At 44.0% G+C, this 18,507-nt stretch carries 27 protein-coding genes; 2 read left to right on the top strand and 25 right to left on the bottom strand.

Going from position 1 to position 18,507, the window contains the following annotated elements:
• Window positions 1-350: 350 nt before the first annotated feature.
• Both HFE01_RS25420 and HFE01_RS25415 read right to left on the bottom strand, forming a co-directional pair.
• Window positions 351-581 carry a hypothetical protein gene (locus HFE01_RS25420; RefSeq protein ID WP_013312131.1) on the bottom strand — a complete coding sequence of 77 codons (231 nt, stop codon included), beginning with the start codon at window positions 579-581 and terminating at the stop codon, window positions 351-353.
• 195 nt (window positions 582-776) lie between these two features.
• Window positions 777-1,391: a stage II sporulation protein M gene (locus HFE01_RS25415; protein ID WP_044788223.1), complete on the bottom strand. Its 615-nt coding sequence runs from the start codon at window positions 1,389-1,391 to the stop codon at window positions 777-779.
• Window positions 1,392-1,486: 95 nt separating this feature from the next.
• Between HFE01_RS25415 and pdaB the strand changes: the two genes are divergently transcribed.
• Both pdaB and gerD read left to right on the top strand, forming a co-directional pair.
• Window positions 1,487-2,266, top strand: a complete 780-nt coding sequence (gene pdaB / locus HFE01_RS25410; protein WP_016818661.1) for a polysaccharide deacetylase family sporulation protein PdaB — start codon at window positions 1,487-1,489, stop codon at window positions 2,264-2,266.
• 106 nt (window positions 2,267-2,372) lie between these two features.
• Entirely contained in the window at window positions 2,373-3,104 is a 732-nt protein-coding gene (gene gerD, locus HFE01_RS25405) for a spore germination lipoprotein GerD (protein WP_016818660.1), read from the top strand.
• Between the two features lie 33 nt (window positions 3,105-3,137).
• Here gerD and HFE01_RS25400 read toward each other — a convergent pair whose 3' ends face one another.
• The 23 genes from HFE01_RS25400 to rpsH all read right to left on the bottom strand — a co-directional run bounded on the left by HFE01_RS25400 (window position 3,138) and on the right by rpsH (window position 18,493).
• Complete coding sequence (locus tag HFE01_RS25400; RefSeq protein ID WP_044788222.1) at window positions 3,138-4,244, bottom strand: Mrp/NBP35 family ATP-binding protein; 1,107 nt, start codon at window positions 4,242-4,244, stop codon at window positions 3,138-3,140.
• 59 nt (window positions 4,245-4,303) lie between these two features.
• On the bottom strand, window positions 4,304-5,080 hold the full coding sequence (cwlD, locus tag HFE01_RS25395) for an N-acetylmuramoyl-L-alanine amidase CwlD (RefSeq protein ID WP_167438748.1): 777 nt from the start codon (window positions 5,078-5,080) through the stop codon (window positions 4,304-4,306).
• Window positions 5,081-5,148: 68 nt separating this feature from the next.
• A complete protein-coding gene (sat, locus tag HFE01_RS25390) occupies window positions 5,149-6,318 on the bottom strand; it encodes a sulfate adenylyltransferase (RefSeq protein ID WP_031462303.1) in 1,170 nt (389 codons plus the stop codon).
• Between the two features lie 55 nt (window positions 6,319-6,373).
• Window positions 6,374-7,066, bottom strand: coding sequence for a phosphoadenylyl-sulfate reductase (locus HFE01_RS25385; RefSeq protein WP_019688711.1), 693 nt, complete (start codon window positions 7,064-7,066; stop codon window positions 6,374-6,376).
• A gap of 1,161 nt (window positions 7,067-8,227) precedes the next feature.
• Entirely contained in the window at window positions 8,228-8,620 is a 393-nt protein-coding gene (gene rpsI / locus HFE01_RS25380; RefSeq protein ID WP_013373250.1) for a 30S ribosomal protein S9, read from the bottom strand.
• Window positions 8,621-8,640: 20 nt separating this feature from the next.
• Complete coding sequence (gene rplM / locus HFE01_RS25375) at window positions 8,641-9,078, bottom strand: 50S ribosomal protein L13 (RefSeq protein ID WP_013373251.1); 438 nt, start codon at window positions 9,076-9,078, stop codon at window positions 8,641-8,643.
• A gap of 183 nt (window positions 9,079-9,261) precedes the next feature.
• Window positions 9,262-10,047 (bottom strand): tRNA pseudouridine(38-40) synthase TruA, encoded by a 786-nt coding sequence (gene truA / locus HFE01_RS25370; protein WP_025365929.1) that lies wholly within the window; start codon window positions 10,045-10,047, stop codon window positions 9,262-9,264.
• Window positions 10,048-10,198: 151 nt separating this feature from the next.
• A complete protein-coding gene (rplQ, locus tag HFE01_RS25365; protein ID WP_013373253.1) occupies window positions 10,199-10,564 on the bottom strand; it encodes a 50S ribosomal protein L17 in 366 nt (121 codons plus the stop codon).
• 34 nt (window positions 10,565-10,598) lie between these two features.
• Window positions 10,599-11,543, bottom strand: a complete 945-nt coding sequence (locus HFE01_RS25360) for a DNA-directed RNA polymerase subunit alpha (protein WP_013373254.1) — start codon at window positions 11,541-11,543, stop codon at window positions 10,599-10,601.
• A 135-nt stretch (window positions 11,544-11,678) separates the two neighbouring features.
• Window positions 11,679-12,074: a 30S ribosomal protein S11 gene (rpsK, locus tag HFE01_RS25355; protein WP_007432559.1), complete on the bottom strand. Its 396-nt coding sequence runs from the start codon at window positions 12,072-12,074 to the stop codon at window positions 11,679-11,681.
• Window positions 12,075-12,093: 19 nt separating this feature from the next.
• The gene (gene rpsM, locus HFE01_RS25350) at window positions 12,094-12,462 is read right to left on the bottom strand and encodes a 30S ribosomal protein S13 (protein ID WP_007432560.1); all 369 of its coding nucleotides are present in this window, start codon (window positions 12,460-12,462) and stop codon (window positions 12,094-12,096) included.
• 21 nt (window positions 12,463-12,483) lie between these two features.
• The gene (rpmJ, locus tag HFE01_RS25345) at window positions 12,484-12,597 is read right to left on the bottom strand and encodes a 50S ribosomal protein L36 (protein WP_003333770.1); all 114 of its coding nucleotides are present in this window, start codon (window positions 12,595-12,597) and stop codon (window positions 12,484-12,486) included.
• Window positions 12,598-12,715: 118 nt separating this feature from the next.
• Window positions 12,716-12,931: a translation initiation factor IF-1 gene (gene infA / locus HFE01_RS25340; RefSeq protein ID WP_006212898.1), complete on the bottom strand. Its 216-nt coding sequence runs from the start codon at window positions 12,929-12,931 to the stop codon at window positions 12,716-12,718.
• Window positions 12,932-12,933: 2 nt separating this feature from the next.
• On the bottom strand, window positions 12,934-13,242 hold the full coding sequence (locus HFE01_RS25335) for a KOW domain-containing RNA-binding protein (RefSeq protein WP_013373256.1): 309 nt from the start codon (window positions 13,240-13,242) through the stop codon (window positions 12,934-12,936).
• 9 nt (window positions 13,243-13,251) lie between these two features.
• Window positions 13,252-13,791 carry a M24 family metallopeptidase gene (locus HFE01_RS25330; RefSeq protein WP_107735225.1) on the bottom strand — a complete coding sequence of 180 codons (540 nt, stop codon included), beginning with the start codon at window positions 13,789-13,791 and terminating at the stop codon, window positions 13,252-13,254.
• Between the two features lie 5 nt (window positions 13,792-13,796).
• Complete coding sequence (locus tag HFE01_RS25325; protein ID WP_013373258.1) at window positions 13,797-14,441, bottom strand: adenylate kinase; 645 nt, start codon at window positions 14,439-14,441, stop codon at window positions 13,797-13,799.
• Window positions 14,442-14,531: 90 nt separating this feature from the next.
• Window positions 14,532-15,830, bottom strand: coding sequence for a preprotein translocase subunit SecY (gene secY / locus HFE01_RS25320; protein WP_013373259.1), 1,299 nt, complete (start codon window positions 15,828-15,830; stop codon window positions 14,532-14,534).
• Window positions 15,830-16,270: a 50S ribosomal protein L15 gene (rplO, locus tag HFE01_RS25315; protein ID WP_013312149.1), complete on the bottom strand. Its 441-nt coding sequence runs from the start codon at window positions 16,268-16,270 to the stop codon at window positions 15,830-15,832. Before rplO ends, secY begins: the two co-directional genes overlap by 1 nt.
• Window positions 16,271-16,313: 43 nt before the next feature.
• Window positions 16,314-16,499, bottom strand: coding sequence for a 50S ribosomal protein L30 (rpmD, locus tag HFE01_RS25310; RefSeq protein ID WP_013373260.1), 186 nt, complete (start codon window positions 16,497-16,499; stop codon window positions 16,314-16,316).
• Window positions 16,500-16,511: 12 nt separating this feature from the next.
• A complete protein-coding gene (gene rpsE / locus HFE01_RS25305; protein ID WP_013373261.1) occupies window positions 16,512-17,009 on the bottom strand; it encodes a 30S ribosomal protein S5 in 498 nt (165 codons plus the stop codon).
• A gap of 27 nt (window positions 17,010-17,036) precedes the next feature.
• The gene (gene rplR / locus HFE01_RS25300; RefSeq protein WP_007432568.1) at window positions 17,037-17,405 is read right to left on the bottom strand and encodes a 50S ribosomal protein L18; all 369 of its coding nucleotides are present in this window, start codon (window positions 17,403-17,405) and stop codon (window positions 17,037-17,039) included.
• A 113-nt stretch (window positions 17,406-17,518) separates the two neighbouring features.
• The gene (gene rplF, locus HFE01_RS25295) at window positions 17,519-18,061 is read right to left on the bottom strand and encodes a 50S ribosomal protein L6 (RefSeq protein WP_016818652.1); all 543 of its coding nucleotides are present in this window, start codon (window positions 18,059-18,061) and stop codon (window positions 17,519-17,521) included.
• Between the two features lie 33 nt (window positions 18,062-18,094).
• Window positions 18,095-18,493 carry a 30S ribosomal protein S8 gene (rpsH, locus tag HFE01_RS25290; protein WP_007432570.1) on the bottom strand — a complete coding sequence of 133 codons (399 nt, stop codon included), beginning with the start codon at window positions 18,491-18,493 and terminating at the stop codon, window positions 18,095-18,097.
• Between the last annotated feature and the right edge of the window lie 14 nt (window positions 18,494-18,507).

The raw sequence follows: 18,507 nt of genomic DNA, 5'->3' as shown, positions 1-18,507 counted from the left end.
TTATAGAAAGAGCGATTAGCTCATTTTGAAACTGACGAGATAAAATATCTCATTGTTTGATTTTGCGAACAAAATCAATTTACTCACTCGTTGTTCAGTTTTCAAAGATCAAGCCTTCATTATATCTTACTTTGTTTCATCACCGCATCTCAGCGGCGACTTTTATAATATATCATCTCTTTTTGAATTTTGCAAGAGTTTTTTTAATTCTTTTTTCGAGCAAATCCTTCAAAAAGGAACGAAAGTTAATTTAACATGAATATTGAATAGAGTCAATACTTTTTTTGATATCAGAAAGTATATTTACTTCCTGATATCTCGGTTTGATGATATAGTTCTTCTTTATCTTTTTATTGTTTGGTTTGCGGGACACGGCCTCTGCGTGCATATTTGGATAGTTCCTTGGCGGGTGCAAAACGGGCATACATGCGGAAAACTGTTTTATATCGAAGTGCTATAGCATAACGGATATCCTGGTCCAATCGGGTATCACTCATGTCAAGCAGCATTTCATCTAGTTCCTTACGAAGAACGTAGTCAAGTTCCTTGCATTCTTTTTCGTTAAACAGCATTCCCAACATATGACCATACTCCCTTATCAGCAGATTATATAGTACTTATATTTGCTCAATTAATTGTTCCAAACTTTACCTGTTTTTAAACTCAACTGCTAAGGTTTCAAACTTACTCCAAGTAATCTTTAATGCTTTTCTTTACGCTCTCCCCTTTGTTATGTTCAATTTTCGGAAAATATATAAATAATTGGCCATATTATTTTAATGCGACAATAAACGATAAGTTATGCCGCTCTCAATCGCAGCTGCTATAAATAGAAAGATGACAGACCATATTGACACGGTCAACGTTTGTTTCAAAAAAACCTCCCACGATGGGCCAGTACCTTTGCGTTTTAGTCCTATGCTTGTACCTAGGGTAGATATTATATTGACCCCAAACTTCAAACCGAAGGCACAGGCGATAATCAAAACAGGCAATTCAATTACACCATGAGGCAATAATCCTTTTACGACAATTTCATACATACTTCTTCCCATATCTGTCTGTAGGTGTACTACAAAACCTAAAACCATTCCGTTCACAATCAAAAATATAAACGGTACGATTCCAAAAAGAGCTCCGGTATATATTACTAGCACGCATTTGATTGCATTGTTGAAAAAGATAAACACAAAAAAACTCCATTGTGGATGCTCAGAGTTCTGCAATCGTTGCGCCACTCCCCCCAGTCCCTCCATTTGTCGTGCCAACATAGATTGAATAACACCTGTACTTAGCCATCCCACTACAATACTTGCGCAGAAAAAAAATGCAGCGATCAAAATTAGCCGTCTTGTCGTGCGTAAATCATAAAAAAATGCTCTTAGTCCCATTTGTTGATTCCTCCTATTAGTCCAATGGAATAATTGACAACCCCTGGCATAGCTTTAAGTAAACAAGCACTTCTAGGATGAAAGGGGCATTAACCATGAATTCTTTTTTCTATGTATTGAACGGCAAAAAAATTAAACGATTCTTGATCGTAATGGCAGCGGCCGTCTTTACTGCCGGAGTCATTTATGTAGAAACCGATAATGTTACGGTTTTTTCCGAGGAAGCGCCAACTGCCGTTTACAGTGTGCCTACGGATAAAAAGCTGATCGCTCTCACGTTCGACATTAGCTGGGGTGATAAGCGTACTGCCCCCATTTTAAAAGTTCTCGAAGATAAAAAAGTGACCAAGTCCACCTTTTTTCTTTCTGCCCCTTGGAGCAAAACACACCCAGAACTCGTGAATCAAATTAAAGAAAGCGGATTTGAGATTGGCAGTCATGGCCATAAACACGAAAACTATAGCAGCTTAAGCGATGAAGAGATTCGTAAGCAGATTTCAACGGCTCATACCACATTAACCGAGCTGACTGGACAATCCCCGAAGTTAATCCGTATGCCTAATGGTGACTTTGACAAAAGGGTACTTCAAGTTGCCAGCACTTTAGGCTACAAAACCATTCAATGGGATACTGACTCCCTGGACTGGAAAAACCCTGGTACGCAGGTCATAATCGACCGTGTTGTAAATAAAGCACATCCCGGTGATATCGTCCTTCTTCATGCCAGTGATTCTTGTAAACAAACTCATGAAGCGTTGCCCATCATTATCGACAAGTTGCGGGCACAAGGCTATGAATTTGTGACTGTATCCGAACTGCTTCAACAAGGTACAGTAAAAGGTAAAGAGGTTCGCGATCAAGCTCTGGGTCTTTAAGGAGTTATTTTACATCGTTCTCAGCTAAAAACCAAAAGCAACTCGACATATTTCTCCCCAATCATCCGCATACTATCCACATTCATGATAAAGGAGGAATACGGCCATGAATTGGACTCGTTTGCGATTTGTTAGCATGGTATGCGTACTGGGCGTTGCACTGAGCGGCTGCGGCTCGGATCAGGGTTCTGCACCTCCCCAGAACAGTTATAAAGAGATGAAAACGATGGTGGTTGATATCCTGAAAAGTGATGATGGAAAAAAAGCCGTAGAAGAAGCCTTAACCGGGGAAAAAGAGGGACAATCCGGTCAAAGTGGTGGAGGAGGTGGATCTGGAGGCAGCATGGGAATGAAAATGCTTATGTCCACACAATCCGCTGAACAGATGAAAATTGCAGTAAAAGATACTTTGATCTCACCTGAATATAAAAAAGAAATCGAAAAAATTATGACTGATCCGCGTTTTGCCGGAGAATTTGCCAAAGCCATCAACAGTCAAAGCAAACAGCTTCATATGCAGCTTATAAAAGACCCTTCTTACCAAAAATCAATTGAAGAGATGCTAAAATCGCCAGAACTGACCAAGATGTATATGGACTTAACTAAAACCCCAGAATATCGCAAACAATCTATGACAGTCATGCATGATGCTATGCAGAATCCGATTTTTCGGCTTGAGGTCATGAATTTACTCAAAACTGTTGTGCAAGAAGAACTTCAACCTAAGGTTGAGAAAAAAGGCGGAGAGCAAGGTGGATCCGGGGATCAAAAGCAAGATGGTGGTGGTGGTGAAGGAGAACAAGGTGGTGGTGAAGGAGGTCAAGGAGGAGGTCAGTAAAAAAAAGGCTGGTTCAACAACCAGCCTTTTTTATTATTCAGATTCCATGTGCAACCCGGTAATTTGGGCGGCTATATCATTATAAATAGCTCCTGTCGCCGACTCCGATTTATATACGGATGGAGAAAAATCGGCTTCTGACGGATGATTATCTGGGATACCCAGCGGAATTTGTGCCAAAAGTTTCGTATGAAGTGTTTCTGCCAACATAGCCCCGCCTCCCCGTCCAAAAACATAGTCTTTTTCTCCAGTGGAGGACACATAATAGGACATGTTCTCCACGACGCCTATGACCTTATGATCCGTTTGAAGGGCCATTGCCCCTGCACGTGCAGCTACAAAAGCTGCCGTCGCATGCGGAGTAGTGACAATGATTTCTTCACTCTGCGGAATCATTTGATGTACGTCAAGCGCTACATCACCAGTACCTGGTGGTAAATCGAGTATCATATAGTCCAGCTTGCCCCATTCGACATCACTAAAAAACTGTCTAAGCATTCTCCCCAGCATGGGACCTCTCCAAATAACAGGATTGTTTTCTCTCACAAAAAAGCCCATGGACATGATTTTGATACCAAATCGTTCCACTGGCTGAATGATACCATCTTCGACAGAAGGTACGTCCTCTACCCCAAGCATATCCGGCACACTGAATCCATAGATATCAGCATCAATTAAACCCACTCGCTTACCCTGTCTGGCTAGAGCTGCCGCCAAATTCACAGCTACTGTCGATTTTCCGACACCACCTTTTCCGCTTGCAATGGCAATAAATCGTACGCCAGATGCTGGATTAAGTAGCTCATGTTCTTCCATACCGACAGCATGTCCTTTGGTCAAAACCGGATCAGCTACCTCCTCGGTATCCTCTCCATTTTGTATAGCTGACTTTTCAGACTCAGATGCCTCACGAATACGAATATGCACGTGACTTAATCCCGCCTTTTCTAACGTCTGCCGGATTTCCCGATCCAGTTCCGTTCGAGTCTCTTCTTGGCTATCCAGGGTAATAGCAGTCAATGATACCCGATCCTCTTTAACAACCACATCCCGAATAAAATGGAGGTCAACCAAACGGCGTCCCGTTTGAGGCTCTCGCACTTGCTGAAGTAGCTCTATAACTTGCTCTCTCGATTGCATGAATAATCAGCACCTCTGCTTTATTGATTTACGTAGTGGTAAACACTTACAGTATACCACTATCTGGCTTCAGGTGCTGATGAGGTTACCTTTTCCCCGGCACTGTAACGCAAAATCCCTTTATATATAGATGCGGCCACTTGTCTCTGATAGTTCTCGTCACTGAGTCGTCTGGCTTCCTCTGGATGGGACAAAAATCCGACTTCTACAAGAGCTGCTGGCATTTTGAGTGCCTTTAATAAATAGACGGTGTTTACGGTCTTAGCTACTCTGTCCGTATTTTCCAGGTTGCGCTTGATTTCTTCCTGAATTAAGGATGCCAAATTCTCGTTATCTGCATGATTAGGTACGAAAAAGGTCTGGGCTCCACTCCAACGGCTCGACGGGATACTGTTCATATGAATACTTAAAAAGAGGTCCGCTTGCTGCTCCTCAATCATACGTACCCGTTGCTTTAAATCCTCCGTTTTTCTTCTGGAATAGCCTTTTGTTTCTTGCTGCGCCAGATCGCGGTCATCCTCGCGTGTCATGACGACAACAGCTCCTGCTTGCTGCAAATAATCCCGCAAATAAAAAGCGATCGCCAAGTTAATATCCTTTTCAATGACTCCCTCTTTGCTAACTGCTCCTCCATCAGGTCCTCCGTGTCCGGCATCTATAGCAATTACCTTACCAGTAAGCGGTAGACTCCAATGAATCCATGCTCTCGAAGCAGGTATCTCATACAGTGTCAGCATGATAAATAGAACAGCGAGACAACAGCCTAACAGCATTTTTTGCAGCGTCCGATAGCGAATCCACAGTGTGACCTCTTTTTTACGATTGTTTTTTTGCATAACAAAACGCCTCCGTCCTATACAGATACTAATAATCTATATGGGACGAGGCGTGTAGTTAGTACAACTCAGGCATGAACATATTCTTTCATACCTTCAATCAGCACTTGAGCGACTTCCGGGCGTGTAAATTCCGGTGGCGGACAAACCCCGGAGCGTAACAATTCCCTCACTTTGGTGCCAGAGAGCGTCAAATGATGCTCCTTGGGATGTGGGCATGTTTTACTTGAGGCCATATTTCCACATTGGGTGCAGTAAAAGCTGTGTTCAAAAAACAACGGGGTAATCCCCAGCTCTTCAGGTGTAAAGTGCTTGAAAATTTCCTGCGCTTCATAGGTACCGTAATAGTCCCCTACACCCGCATGATCTCTTCCGACAATAAAATGAGTGCAGCCGAAGTTCTTCCGCACAATAGCATGGAAAATGGCCTCTCTAGGACCAGCGTATCGCATGGCAGCAGGAAAGACCCCCAGAAAGGCTCGATCAGCCGGATAATAGTTGTCCAGCAACACCAGATAGCTCTTCATACGCACATCTGCTGGAACGTCATCTGACTTGGTCTCTCCAACGAGCGGATTTAGAAATAAAGCATCCACAATTTCCATCGCGCTTTTTTGGATGTACTCATGTGCTCGGTGTACCGGATTTCGTGTTTGAAAACCGACCACTGTCTTCCAGCCCTTTTCAGCAAAATAGCTACGTGTCTGTGCTGGTGTGTAATAAAATTCGCTAAATTGTGTGGGTTCTGGTCGATTCAGCACTTGCACCGTTCCACCTACATAGGTAGCAGGTCGTTCTAACAATTTATTTACGCCAGGATGGGCCGGGTCAGCCGTCTTGAATACACATCTGGCTTCCTCTGCCTGGTCAACCTGATAAATACTCTCAATATCAAGTACAGCATAGATGATACCATCTGTTTCCCCCACCAAAGCCACCTGCTGACCTAGTTTCAGTTCACTGGCTATGGTTTCTACTACTGCAAGAGTAATGGGAATACTCCAGACTGTACCATCAGCAAGACGCATATCCGTTACCACTGAACGATAATCTGACTCATTCATAAATCCCGTCAATGGAGAAAAGGCACCTACTCCAATTAAATCCAAATCAGAAATCGTCCATGAGTTTACAGGGATAGGAAACAATTCACCTGCAACCTGCAACAGTGCTTCTTGCTCCGGTCCTGTAATATTTCTATCAACGAGCGTTCCGCCATGCGGAAGAATTGCAGTCATAATGCACTTCCTTTCTATTCATAAATAAGTCTCAGAGCTACCTACATACCACTTTTTATTGGTGGAGCCCACACTCCGTTTTCTCATTGCCTGACCAACGGCCAGCACGTGGATCTTCACCTGGCAGGACTTCACGTGTGCATTGCTCACAGCCAATACTGGGAAAATTACGGTCATGCAATGGATTATACAATACATCATGAGTGCGAATATAGTTCCATACATCCTCGGAAGTCCAGCTTGCCAAGGGGTTAAATTTAACGAGACCAAACTTTTCATCATACTCTACCTTTTTTGCATTCGCACGCGTAGGAGCCTGATCGCGACGGATACCGGTAATCCATGCATCGTATTGAGACAGAATGCGTGTCAGCGGCTCAACCTTGCGTATACCACAGCATGCATTAGGATTTGATTTCCACAGCTCCTCTCCATGCTCCGCAGCTTGCTCTTCTGGAGTGATTAAGGGAGAGACTCTAACAAAATCCAAATTGTATCTAGCTTTCATCTGATCACGCGTATCATAAGTTTCTTGAAAATGAAAGTCAGTATCCAAGTAAAAAATATCGGTAGAAGGGCTAATTCTTTGTAGCATATCTACTAGTACTACATCTTCTGCTCCGAAGCTACAAGCAAAGGTGAGGTTGGGAAATGTATGAACAGCATATTGGATAATTTCTTCAGGCGTGGCCTCTTCCAGTTCACTTGCCTTGACTCTAATCAACGCTTCTTTCTCCAATAAATTCATTATCAATGCGCCTCCATATGAAGATTCATAAATAAGTGATACTTCAATGCCGACTAAACTAATAAGATTAAGTACAGTATAAAACTTTCATATTCAATGTCAATCCAAGCAAAATCGTCATACTGTAAACATTTATCATCCCGCATGAAGCAGGAACGTTGTTCTGTCAGCATTCTTAAACGCTCTCCTGCATATTCAACCAAGTTCAGTGGCTATATATAAAATATTCTTATACCAAACGTTTAAAAATTGCCTTAGATTGCTTAATAACTAAAAGTAACTAGTCATAGCAGAGGGTATGCCTGAACGTAAGTATTTTAGGTTAGCGAAAATGCTTCCTCTACTCCACCCGAGACAAAGATATACCCACTACTCGGCTGTCATCGTAATCCTGGATAGCTATGGCTATTATGATCAGGTAAAAATATCTGAGGATAAAAGCGCCCTTCCTTAGAGCCATGATTATCCTTGGATTTGGTCAAGGAAATATAATTAGGGTTCGTTCGTCATATTTACATTTGCATTCAAAGATGAAGCATACGTGGTCGTGCTCAGCTCAAGGTAAACCTGCTCTGACTATAAGGTTTACATCCGAAGAATCCCACTACCAAATCGGGAGCTCTGATGCTAATCGTGCTTCTATTAAGGAATATTACAAAGAAATGGCACCCAGATCGATAATAAGCCTCTCAACACTCCTATAGCGCTCACAGAGGCCCTCCCTGAGAAATTAAAGCATTCAGATATACAGATAGCCCTTAACGTAACTTGAGCCCTATTTTAGCCCATTCTCAATGGTTAAAAATACTCACATCATCATCGCTGCAATTACGGAAGCCGAGGAGATGGGCAGTACCAAGCTAAAGATTGCTCTGCAAAAGTTCCCTGATCTTTTTAATTAGTCACAGGTTGTGAACATTACAGGATAAACTGTGTTGAAATAGCAAACTATATTTGTGCATAAGTATACCGATCTTAGTTACATCGTGGATAACTTACGTATTCCAGATAGTATATGCACCTTTTTATGTATCGCAGGGCAGACGTAGCCATAAAATTCTAGTGTAGATCCATTTATCCACATGTAGTTAATGTGCAGCAAATGATCTAAATAAAAAAGAACCCTTTCCATAAGGAAAAGGTTCTTCTGTATTCGAAATATTAACGTTTCGAGAACTGTGGTGCACGACGAGCGGCTTTGAGGCCGTATTTTTTACGTTCTTTCATACGTGGGTCACGAGTCAAGAATCCTGCTTTTTTCAAAGCTGGACGGAATTCTGGGTCTGCTTTCAACAGAGCACGGGAAATACCGTGGCGAATTGCGCCTGCTTGACCAGAGATACCACCACCATGAGCGATAACGAGTACGTCATAGCTACCAAGTGTTTCTGTCAGATTCAGTGGTTGTTTTACGATCAGTTTGAGAGTTTCCAAACCGAAATATTCATTAATATCACGCTTATTGATGACAATGCGTCCTTCACCCGGTACGAGACGAACACGAGCTACCGAATGTTTACGACGACCTGTCCCATAGTATTGTACTTGTGCCATGAAACTGTCCTCCCTTTTAATTATCCGCGAAGTTCGTAAACTTCAGGTTTTTGTGCTGCATGTGGATGCTCTGTACCTCTGTAAGCTTTAAGTCTCAGCTTCATTTTGTCGCCTTGACGAGTTTTAGGAAGCATACCGTGAACAGCCAATTCCAACATACGTTCAGGTTTGTTCTTAACCATATCTTGTGCAACTGTTACTTTCAGACCACCTGGGTGCAGGGAGTGACGATAGTATTTTTTGTTCTCCATTTTTTTACCGGTCAATACGATTTTCTCCGCATTGATTACAACAACAAAATCACCTGTGTCCACATGTGGTGTAAACTGTGGCTTGTGTTTGCCGCGAATCAACGCAGCCGCTTCGCTTGCCAGACGGCCGAGCGTTTTGCCTTCGGCATCAATGATGTGCCAATTGCGCTCAACTTCATTTGGCTTCGCCATATACGTAGTACGCATGAAAAGTATCCTCCTTAAGTTCGTTAACAGAAATCATCATTTATCTTCGTTCGTTAAGTTGCTGCATTATCGATGGATTAGATGTTGCTATAAAGTGATTATCTTAATTGGGGCTGTGGGAAAGCCATTAAGAAAACACAACTTTTATATTACAGGATAACCATCAATTCTGCAAGGAAAAAATCAATGTTTTTTGATGTTTTCTTCGTACTCTACATTCCAGAGCGTTAAAGCGTGTCCAACGGCTGTAGGGCCAGCCTTTGAACGGTTTTTTGCTTCCAAAATGGAAGGAATATCATCCGGCGATTTTTTGCCTTCTCCCACTTCCAGCAAAGTCCCCATTATAATCCGAACCATGTGCTGCAAAAATCCGCTACCTGTAATATAAGTATGAATAATTCCCTGATCGTCCGACCCTGGACGTGAAAAGGAATGGTCTACCGTTATATAGGCTTCGTAAATAGTGCGAACATGATTCGTCTTTTGGGAACGTCGAGATGCGAACGAAGTATAGTCAAAGGTGCCCACTAAATGAGCCAACCCCTTTTCCATCGCTCTTACATCCAGACTCGTTGGATGATGGGCCTGTGTACGACGGTGAAAGATGTCTGGAAACCGGTTCGCATTAATACTGTACCGATACGTCTTCCGCTTCGCCATGCGGCGTGCATGAAAGGACAGTGGCACCTCTCTCGCATCCGTAACGATGATATCACGAGGCAGCCAGGCATTAAGTGCCAGACACCAGCGATGTATCGGAATCGGCGATTCAGTATGAAAATTGAATACCTGCCCGTATGCATGCACACCTGCATCTGTACGTCCTGAGCCCGTAATTTTAAGACGTTCGCCCGTCAATGAGTATATAGCATTTTCAAGACAGTCCTGAATGGTGTTGCCACTAGGCTGCGTCTGAAAGCCATCATAGTGGGTTCCATCATAGTTCACCTTCATGCACAAGTTCCGCATGCTTCTCACACCTTTGCAGGGGTATTCTCTGGTCTTACAGGAAATAACCGAACATAACAAAGGAGAAGCCCCTCAAGGACTCCTCCAAGAGAAAAAAAGGGTTGTTCAGAATCAAGCCGATTCTGTCCACCCTTCCCTCATCTTCGCCTGTTTACGCGCGGTCAACCAATTCCAGATATACCATTGGAGCGGCGTCGCCACGACGAGGTCCCAGTTTCAAGATACGAGTGTATCCACCTGGACGCTCATTGTAACGTGTAGCCAATTCGCTAAACAGCTTTTGGATTGCATCCTGCTCACCATCCAAAGTTTCACGGCGAACGAACGCAGCCACTTGACGACGTGCGTGCAGATCTCCTTTTTTCGCTTTGGTGATCAGTTTTTCAGCAATAGAACGAACTTCTTTCGCTTTAGCCTCAGTAGTTTGGATACGCTCATACAAGAACAGATCGGTTACCAAATCACGAAACAAAGCTTTACGGGCACTGGAATTACGGCCCAATTTTTGGTATGCCATGTAGTTTCCCCTCCTTCACAAAAACGTTGCTGTGCTATTCTTCCGTACGAAGTCCTAAACCAAGTTCCTCGAGCTTCTCTTGTACTTCTTCCAAAGATTTGCGACCCAAGTTACGGACCTTCATCATATCTTCTTCAGATTTAGTCGTGAGTTCTTGTACCGTATTGATACCAGCGCGCTTAAGGCAGTTATAGGAACGGACGGAGAGATCCAGCTCTTCGATCGTCATTTCAAGAACTTTTTCTTTCTTATCTTCTTCTTTTTCGACCATAATTTCTGCATCTTTTGCTTCATCCGTGAGACCCACGAATAGCATCACATGCTCGGTCAAAATTTTGGCTCCAAGGCTCACAGCTTCTTCAGGACGAATAGTTCCGTCTGTCCAAACCTCAAGTGTCAGCTTGTCATAATTCGTAACCTGGCCGACACGCGTATTTTCTACGCCGTAGTTCACGCGTGCAATCGGAGTGTAGATGGAGTCGACGGGAATGACGCCGATCGGCTGGTCATCACGTTTATTCCGATCCTGCTTAACGTAACCGCGACCGCGATTGGCAAAAATACGCATGTGAAGTCTCGAACCCGGTCCGAGCGTTGCAATGTGAAGATCCGGATTAAGAATTTCCACATCACTATCCGCACGGATATCACCTGCCGTTACAACTCCTTCGCCTTCCGCATCGATTTCGAGTACTTTCTCTTCATCTGAGTGGATTTTAAGCGATAAAGCTTTCAAGTTCAGAATGATCTCCGTTACGTCTTCCTTCACACCGGGAACCGTTGCAAACTCGTGCAGAACCCCATCGATCTGAACCGATGTGACTGCTGCCCCCGGTAACGAGGATAACAGAATACGGCGAAGCGAGTTCCCCAGCGTCGTACCGTATCCGCGTTCCAGCGGTTCTACTACGAATTTTCCATAGGTGCCATCATCATTGACGTCAACCGTCTCAATTTTCGGCTTTTCGATTTCTATCACTGCAATATCCCTCCTTCAAAACGTCGCTCCTATATGAAACATTCACCTTATCCATAGTCTATCATGCAGTATACCTAAACATCCATTCTTGGCAGTTTGTGCCGGATCTATACTACACGCAGAGGAGAAATCTCATTAGACGCGACGACGTTTTGGAGGACGGCATCCGTTATGAGGTACCGGAGTTACGTCTTTGATCAGGTTAACTTCCAGACCAGCAGCTTGCAAAGAGCGGATTGCTGCTTCGCGACCTGCACCAGGTCCTTTAACCATGACTTCGACTGTCTTCATGCCGTGTTCCATAGCAGCTTTAGCAGCAGTTTCTGCGGCCATTTGCGCTGCGAATGGAGTAGATTTACGGGAACCACGGAATCCCATGCCGCCTGAGCTGGCCCAAGAGATTGCGTTACCGTGTGGATCTGTGATCGTAACGATCGTGTTGTTGAACGTGGAACGGATGTGTGCCACGCCACTCTCGATATTTTTACGGTCACGGCGTTTTGTGCGTACAACTTTTTTCGGTTTAGCCATTGAATGTTATCCTCCCTTCTTATTTCTTCTTGTTCGCTACAGTCCGACGAGGACCTTTACGGGTACGAGCATTAGTTTTAGTACGTTGTCCGCGAACAGGCAATCCACGACGGTGACGAACACCACGGTAGCAGCCAATCTCAGTCAGACGTTTAATATTCAAGGAAATTTCACGACGCAGATCGCCTTCTACTTTAACTTCTTTGTCGATCGTTTCACGTAATTTGCTCACTTCATCTTCAGTCAAATCACGAACACGCGTGTTTGCACTGATGCCTGTTTCCTTCAAAATTTTCTGAGAAGTCGTCTTACCGATTCCGAAAATGTAAGTCAAGGCGATCTCAACGCGTTTGTCACGTGGCAAATCCACACCAGCTATACGAGCCATTTTACGCTACACCCCCTTCTATTAACCTTGTTTTTGTTTGTGTTTCGGATTTTCGCAAATAACCATTACATTCCCTTTGCGGCGAATGACTTTGCATTTCTCGCAAATAGGTTTTACAGAAGGTCTTACCTTCATGTTGATTACCTCCTCCAAGCTTTACCCTGGTAAAACTCGCTTCGTGAACATTCACATCGTTTTGCCGAGCAAAACAAGTTTTTTTAAATGACGTACGTTTAATAAAAACCTGCATGAATTACTTGCGGTACGTTATACGGCCTTTGGTTAAATCGTAAGGCGATAACTGTACAACCACCTTGTCGCCTGTCAAAATACGGATAAAGTGCATCCGCAGCTTTCCGGAAACATGAGCAAGAATTTGATGACCGTTCTCCAGCTCTACCTTGAACGTAGCGTTCGGCAGTGGCTCGATTACCGTACCTTCAACCTCAATGACATCTTCTTTGGCCAAAGTCAGTCTCCTTTCTCTTCAGCTTGGTATTCGGACGAGTCCAGGAAAGTTTTCACTGCATGCCGCAGTTTTCCGTTCGTCACCCGACCGCTTTCGTTTAAACTATTTACAATCTCGCTACTAATCTTTGGCTGAGGTACCAAATGAAGAACATTTTTCTTCTTCGCTTGATCAAACTTTCGTTTATCCCCATCCGCAATATACACAAACCTGCTATCTGCTATTGAAACGACAACCGCAATCTGTCCGGCACCTCTGCCCTTCAGAATCTTCACCAGCTGACCGATTTGCAGGTTTCCTTGCTGATTCATTCCAATCACCTACGCACTCAGTTTCGTGAAAATGTCCATGCCGTCCGCTTCGCCCGTCACCACTTGCTCAAAATGAGTACAAGGGATTACGTTCATCGTAACGACCGTCCAGTTGTCTTCCAGCGTCCCTACAAGGCGAGCACCTATTGGAATCATTGATTCAATAGCCAGCACAATGCCGATTTTCAGCCTCGGTCCCTGCTCAGGAATACCACGGTTTGGATTCTCAATATATTGCCGAATGGCATGCGACATTGTAAACTGGCGAGTTTTCGTAATGACATCGCCTTTGTTTAACTTGCGTTTGCCGGGAAATCCGTGCACCAGTTGTTCGTTGACTGAAGCGCAAATGCTAGCAGGAAAACCGTTATAACCTTTAAAAGACGGCACAGCTCCCTGACTGCGAATATACCGATCAGCTAAATGATCAAGTTCACCGGTCGTAATACCGGGCTCGATGTGTCCTGCTAAGAAATAACTCGTTGCCGAATTCATTTTCCTAGCTTTCCTCATAAAGCTTGATTCCGTCCCCGACTTGCAAATGATCATTACAGCTAACCCCGCAACAAGGACACGATATTTTGGGAAACCACATCAATATCCTGTTCTCCGTCAATATGACGCAGAAGATTCTGGTTCTCATAAAACGTGAGGAGTGGTGCTGTTTTATTACTATATTCGTCAAGTCGTGTTCTTACGCTATCTTCGTTATCGTCAGGACGCTGATAGAGTTCACCACCGTCTTTATCGCAAATGCCTTCAACCTTAGGAGGATTAAAGACAATATGATAGCTAGCTCCGCAGCTTTTACAAACTCGCCGTCCTGTGATTCGTGCCAACAAGTTGTCACGATCCACTTTCAGGTTGATGACATCATCCAGCTTCGTATTCAAACGGCCCAAAATTTGATCCAAGGCTTCAGCTTGAGCTAAAGTTCTTGGAAAACCGTCCAGCAAGAAACCTTTCTTGCAATCAGGCTGCTGCAGCCGTTCTTCAACAATACCGATTGTTACATCATCCGGAACAAGTTCACCCTTGTCAATATACTCTTTGGCTTTAATGCCAATAGGTGTTCCCTGTTTCATCGCTAGGCGAAACGCATCACCTGTCGAGATATGAGGAATGCCGAACTCCTTCACAATGACATCTGCTTGTGTACCTTTACCAGCCCCCGGAGGGCCCATGATCAAAATATTCACAATCTGTCACTCCTCAAGACGACCCCTACACAAGAAACAGCACAAAAGGTGCCGGTAAGCATGCGAACATCCTATGCCGGTACCTATTGCCTATTTGTTGATGAAGCCTTTGTAATGGCGTTTGATCAGTTGGCTTTCGATTTGCTTCATCGTATCCAATGCTACACCAATAATGATGAGCAATGAAGTACCGCCAATTTGCACGGAACGAGGCAAGCCCGAAAGCGAACCGAAGAATACCGGCAAAACGGATATGACTGCCAGGAACAAAGCTCCTGTCATTGTCAAACGTGACATTACTCGTGTCAAGTATTTCTCCGTGGCTTTACCTGGGCGAATGCCTGGGATATAACCGCCGTTTTTCTTCATATTGTCGGCCATTTGCTGCGGATTCATCTGTACAAAGGTATAGAAGAATGTGAAACCGATAATCATTACGACATACAAAACCATGCCCAGTGGCTTGTCATAATACAAGTAAGTGGTAATCCACTTAGCCCAAGCATGATCTGCCCAGAAACTCGCAATAATTGTCGGGAATTGCAGCAATGATACCGCAAAGATTACCGGAATAACGCCTGCCGCATTAATTTTCATCGGAATATGCGTATTCTGGCCACCGTACATTTTGTTGCCAACTACACGTTTTGCGTATTGTACTGGAATTTTCCGAATACCTTGCTGGATGTAGATAACACCAACGATAATCAGAACAACCACCAAGGCAATGATAATTGCCTTCAGAATATTCATAAACAGCTGATCTGCTTGAATAAACTGAGATTCTACAATCGTCCGAATATGTCTTGGAATACCTGCCGCAATCCCTGCAAAGATTACAATAGAGATACCATTACCGATTCCCTTTTCGGTAATTTGCTCACCGAGCCACATAAGGAACGTAGTTCCTGCAGTAAGCACAATGGCAATAACCAGATAATCAGCAAAAGTAGCACCTGGAATCATTGCTGCACCGTACAGTCGATTAAATCCAATCGACGTTCCGAATGCTTGGATTAAGCCCAGTATTACAGTACCATACCGTGTAATTTGAGCCAATTTCTTTTTACCATGCTCTCCTTGTTTAGCCCATTCCGCAAGTTTCGGAATCACGTCCATTGACAGCAGCTGTACAATGATGGACGCTGTAATATATGGCATAATCCCGAGGGCGAAGATCGAAAACTGATACAACGCGCCCCCTGAGAAGGTGTTAAGGAGTCCAAACAACTCGCTTCCTGCCTGATCCTGAGAAGTAAAGACTTGCTTATTCACACCGGGAACCGGCACGAAGGAGCCAATACGATATACAAAGAGTATAAACAGGGTAAACAGGATTCGGGTTCTAAGATCCTCAACCCGCCATATATTTTTCAGGGTCTTGAACATTAGATCACCTCGGTTTTACCGCCGGCAGCTTCAATTTTCTCTACCGCAGATTGAGAGAACTTGTTCGCTTTAACTGTCAATTTCACAGTGATTTCACCGTTACCCAGAATTTTAATTCCGGATTTCGCGTTCTTCACAATACCATTGTTCAGCAAAAACTCAGGGCTTACTTCTGTACCCGCTGCAAAACTGTTCAAATCTTCGATATTCAAAACCGCATACTCTTTACGAGTAGGATTTACGAAACCGCGTTTAGGCAAGCGACGATACAGTGGGTTTTGACCACCCTCGAAGCCCGGACGTACACCACCGCCGGAACGAGCGTTTTGACCCTTATGACCACGACCAGAAGTTTTACCCGTACCGCTACTAGGACCACGACCCAAACGTTTACGTTCTTTGCGGGAGCCTGGAGCTGGGGAAAGCTCATGTAACTTCATCGTTCGTTGCACCTCCTTGATTATTGTTAAAATACTTTATTTCTTAAGCTTCGATTTCTTTAACAGAAACCAAATGGCTAACTTGATTAATCATCCCGCGAATTGCTGCATTGTCGGGTTGAACTACTTTATGGTTGATTTTACGCAAGCCGAGCGTTTTAACAGTCGTTCTCTGAGTACCAGGACGGCCGATCAACGAACGAACGAGGGTAATTTCTAATTTCGCCATGATATTCCCTCCTTAGCCCAGCAGCTCTTCGATGGATTTGCCGCGCAATTTAGCAACATCTTCAGCGCGTTTCAAGCGGGACAAACCTTCCAAAGTCGCATTGACCATATTCATGGAATTCGAAGAACCCAAAGATTTTGTCAAGATATCACCTACACCAGCAAGTTCCAGAACTGCACGAACTGGACCACCAGCGATAACCCCAGTACCTTCCGATGCCGGTTTCAACAGAACCCGGCCAGCACCGAACTTACCTGTAACAAGGTGAGGAATTGTTGTGCCTACGAGTGGAACGTGAACCAGGTTTTTCTTAGCATCTTCAATACCTTTGCGAATCGCATCAGGTACTTCGCCCGCTTTACCGATTCCAGCGCCTACCCAGCCGTTGCCGTCGCCCACTACTACCAGAGCACTGAAGCTAAAACGGCGTCCGCCTTTGACAACTTTAGCTACACGATTAATATTTACTACTCTTTCAGTCAGTTCCAAAGTATTCGGATCTACACGCAAGTCGTTAACCTCCTTTTGAGAAATGTCTTAGAATTCAAGGCCTGCTTCGCGAGCTGCATCAGCCAAAGCTTGAATCCGTCCATGATACAAGTATCCACCACGATCAAATACGATGTTAGCATGGCCTTTTTCTTTCGCACGTTTAGCAACGAGTTCGCCAACCTTACGAGCTGCTTCTACACTACCACCGTTTTTGATTTCGCTGCTCAGTTCTTTATCCATAGTGGATGCAGAAACCAATGTTACACCAGCAACATCATCAATCAGTTGTGCGTAGATATGCTTGGAAGAGCGGAATACGTTCAAACGAGGACGTACAGCCGTACCTTCGATTTTCTTACGTACACGCAGATGTCTTCTGACACGTGCTTTATTTTTATCTTGTTTTGTAATCATCTCAAGTTTTCACTCCCTTCAGTTTGCCTTTTAAAACTTTATACTAAGACGCACTGGGTAAAAAAGAGTACAAGTCTTTCCAGTAGAAAGACCGCACAAAGTCGGTAAGAAACTTATTTCTTCTTACCGGCTTTACCTTCTTTACGGATGATGCGCTCGCCTTCGTATTTAATCCCTTTACCTTTGTACGGTTCAGGTTCACGAACGGAACGAATCTTAGCAGCATAGGCACCTACACGCTCTTTATCAATTCCGCGAACGATAATTTTAGTGTTCGAAGGAACTTCGAACTCGATGCCCGCTTCCGGTGTAATTTCAACCGGGTGAGAGTATCCAACGTTCAGAACGATTTTATCTCCGGATTTGCTTGCACGATATCCGACCCCAACCAGCTCCAGAGATTTTGAAAAACCTTCAGTTACACCACTTACCATGTTATTGACAACGCTGCGGGTTGTTCCATGCAAAGAGCGGTGAAGTTTATTGTCCGAAGGACGAACTACATTAATTTCATTATTTTCCACAGTAACGGACATGTCTTTATGAAGCTCACGAGTCAATGTTCCTTTAGGACCTTTAACTGTGATCACTGTGTTGTTCAAAGTCACGTCAACACCACTTGGTACTGTGATTGGTTTACGACCAATACGGGACATATCTGTTGCACCTCCTATCTTTTAAACGTTAAATTACCAAACGTAGCAAACCACTTCTCCGCCGGCTTTGGACTGACGCGCTTCTTTGTCGGTCATGATACCTTTGGATGTTGAAATGATTGCGATCCCGAGTCCACCCAATACGCGTGGAATCTCATTGCTCTTCGTGTAAACGCGAAGACCTGGTTTACTGATTCTTTTCAAACCTGTGATAACACGCTCGTTGTTCGCACCGTATTTCAAGAAAATACGGATGATCCCTTGTTTGCTATCTTCAACAAATTCCGCATCACGAATGAATCCTTCACGTTTCAGGATGTCGGCGATTTGTTTTTTCATTGTAGATGCAGGCATTTCTACTGTTTCGTGGCGAACAGTGTTCGCGTTACGAATACGAGTAAGCATATCTGCAATTGGATCAGACATAGTCATTGTGTATAAACCTC

This window comes from Paenibacillus sp. EKM10P (assembly GCF_011800655.1).
Taxonomy (GTDB): Bacteria; Bacillota; Bacilli; order Paenibacillales; family Paenibacillaceae; genus Paenibacillus; species Paenibacillus polymyxa.
This window is presented reverse-complemented; position numbering and strand designations above follow the sequence as displayed.

Coding starts and splice junctions, on each gene's coding strand:
- HFE01_RS25420 (WP_013312131.1), bottom strand. CDS start 581: ATGTTGGGAATGCTGTTTAACGAAAAAGAATGCAAGGAACTTGACTAC.
- HFE01_RS25415 (WP_044788223.1), bottom strand. CDS start 1,391: ATGGGACTAAGAGCATTTTTTTATGATTTACGCACGACAAGACGGCTA.
- pdaB (WP_016818661.1), top strand. CDS start 1,487: ATGAATTCTTTTTTCTATGTATTGAACGGCAAAAAAATTAAACGATTC.
- gerD (WP_016818660.1), top strand. CDS start 2,373: ATGAATTGGACTCGTTTGCGATTTGTTAGCATGGTATGCGTACTGGGC.
- HFE01_RS25400 (WP_044788222.1), bottom strand. CDS start 4,244: ATGCAATCGAGAGAGCAAGTTATAGAGCTACTTCAGCAAGTGCGAGAG.
- cwlD (WP_167438748.1), bottom strand. CDS start 5,080: ATGCAAAAAAACAATCGTAAAAAAGAGGTCACACTGTGGATTCGCTAT.
- sat (WP_031462303.1), bottom strand. CDS start 6,318: ATGACTGCAATTCTTCCGCATGGCGGAACGCTCGTTGATAGAAATATT.
- HFE01_RS25385 (WP_019688711.1), bottom strand. CDS start 7,066: ATGAATTTATTGGAGAAAGAAGCGTTGATTAGAGTCAAGGCAAGTGAA.
- rpsI (WP_013373250.1), bottom strand. CDS start 8,620: ATGGCACAAGTACAATACTATGGGACAGGTCGTCGTAAACATTCGGTA.
- rplM (WP_013373251.1), bottom strand. CDS start 9,078: ATGCGTACTACGTATATGGCGAAGCCAAATGAAGTTGAGCGCAATTGG.
- truA (WP_025365929.1), bottom strand. CDS start 10,047: ATGCGGAACTTGTGCATGAAGGTGAACTATGATGGAACCCACTATGAT.
- rplQ (WP_013373253.1), bottom strand. CDS start 10,564: ATGGCATACCAAAAATTGGGCCGTAATTCCAGTGCCCGTAAAGCTTTG.
- rpsK (WP_007432559.1), bottom strand. CDS start 12,074: ATGGCTAAACCGAAAAAAGTTGTACGCACAAAACGCCGTGACCGTAAA.
- rpsM (WP_007432560.1), bottom strand. CDS start 12,462: ATGGCTCGTATAGCTGGTGTGGATTTGCCACGTGACAAACGCGTTGAG.
- rpmJ (WP_003333770.1), bottom strand. CDS start 12,597: ATGAAGGTAAGACCTTCTGTAAAACCTATTTGCGAGAAATGCAAAGTC.
- HFE01_RS25335 (WP_013373256.1), bottom strand. CDS start 13,242: ATGAATCAGCAAGGAAACCTGCAAATCGGTCAGCTGGTGAAGATTCTG.
- HFE01_RS25330 (WP_107735225.1), bottom strand. CDS start 13,791: ATGATCATTTGCAAGTCGGGGACGGAATCAAGCTTTATGAGGAAAGCT.
- secY (WP_013373259.1), bottom strand. CDS start 15,830: ATGTTCAAGACCCTGAAAAATATATGGCGGGTTGAGGATCTTAGAACC.
- rplO (WP_013312149.1), bottom strand. CDS start 16,270: ATGAAGTTACATGAGCTTTCCCCAGCTCCAGGCTCCCGCAAAGAACGT.
- rpmD (WP_013373260.1), bottom strand. CDS start 16,499: ATGGCGAAATTAGAAATTACCCTCGTTCGTTCGTTGATCGGCCGTCCT.
- rplR (WP_007432568.1), bottom strand. CDS start 17,405: ATGATTACAAAACAAGATAAAAATAAAGCACGTGTCAGAAGACATCTG.
- rplF (WP_016818652.1), bottom strand. CDS start 18,061: ATGTCCCGTATTGGTCGTAAACCAATCACAGTACCAAGTGGTGTTGAC.
- rpsH (WP_007432570.1), bottom strand. CDS start 18,493: ATGACTATGTCTGATCCAATTGCAGATATGCTTACTCGTATTCGTAAC.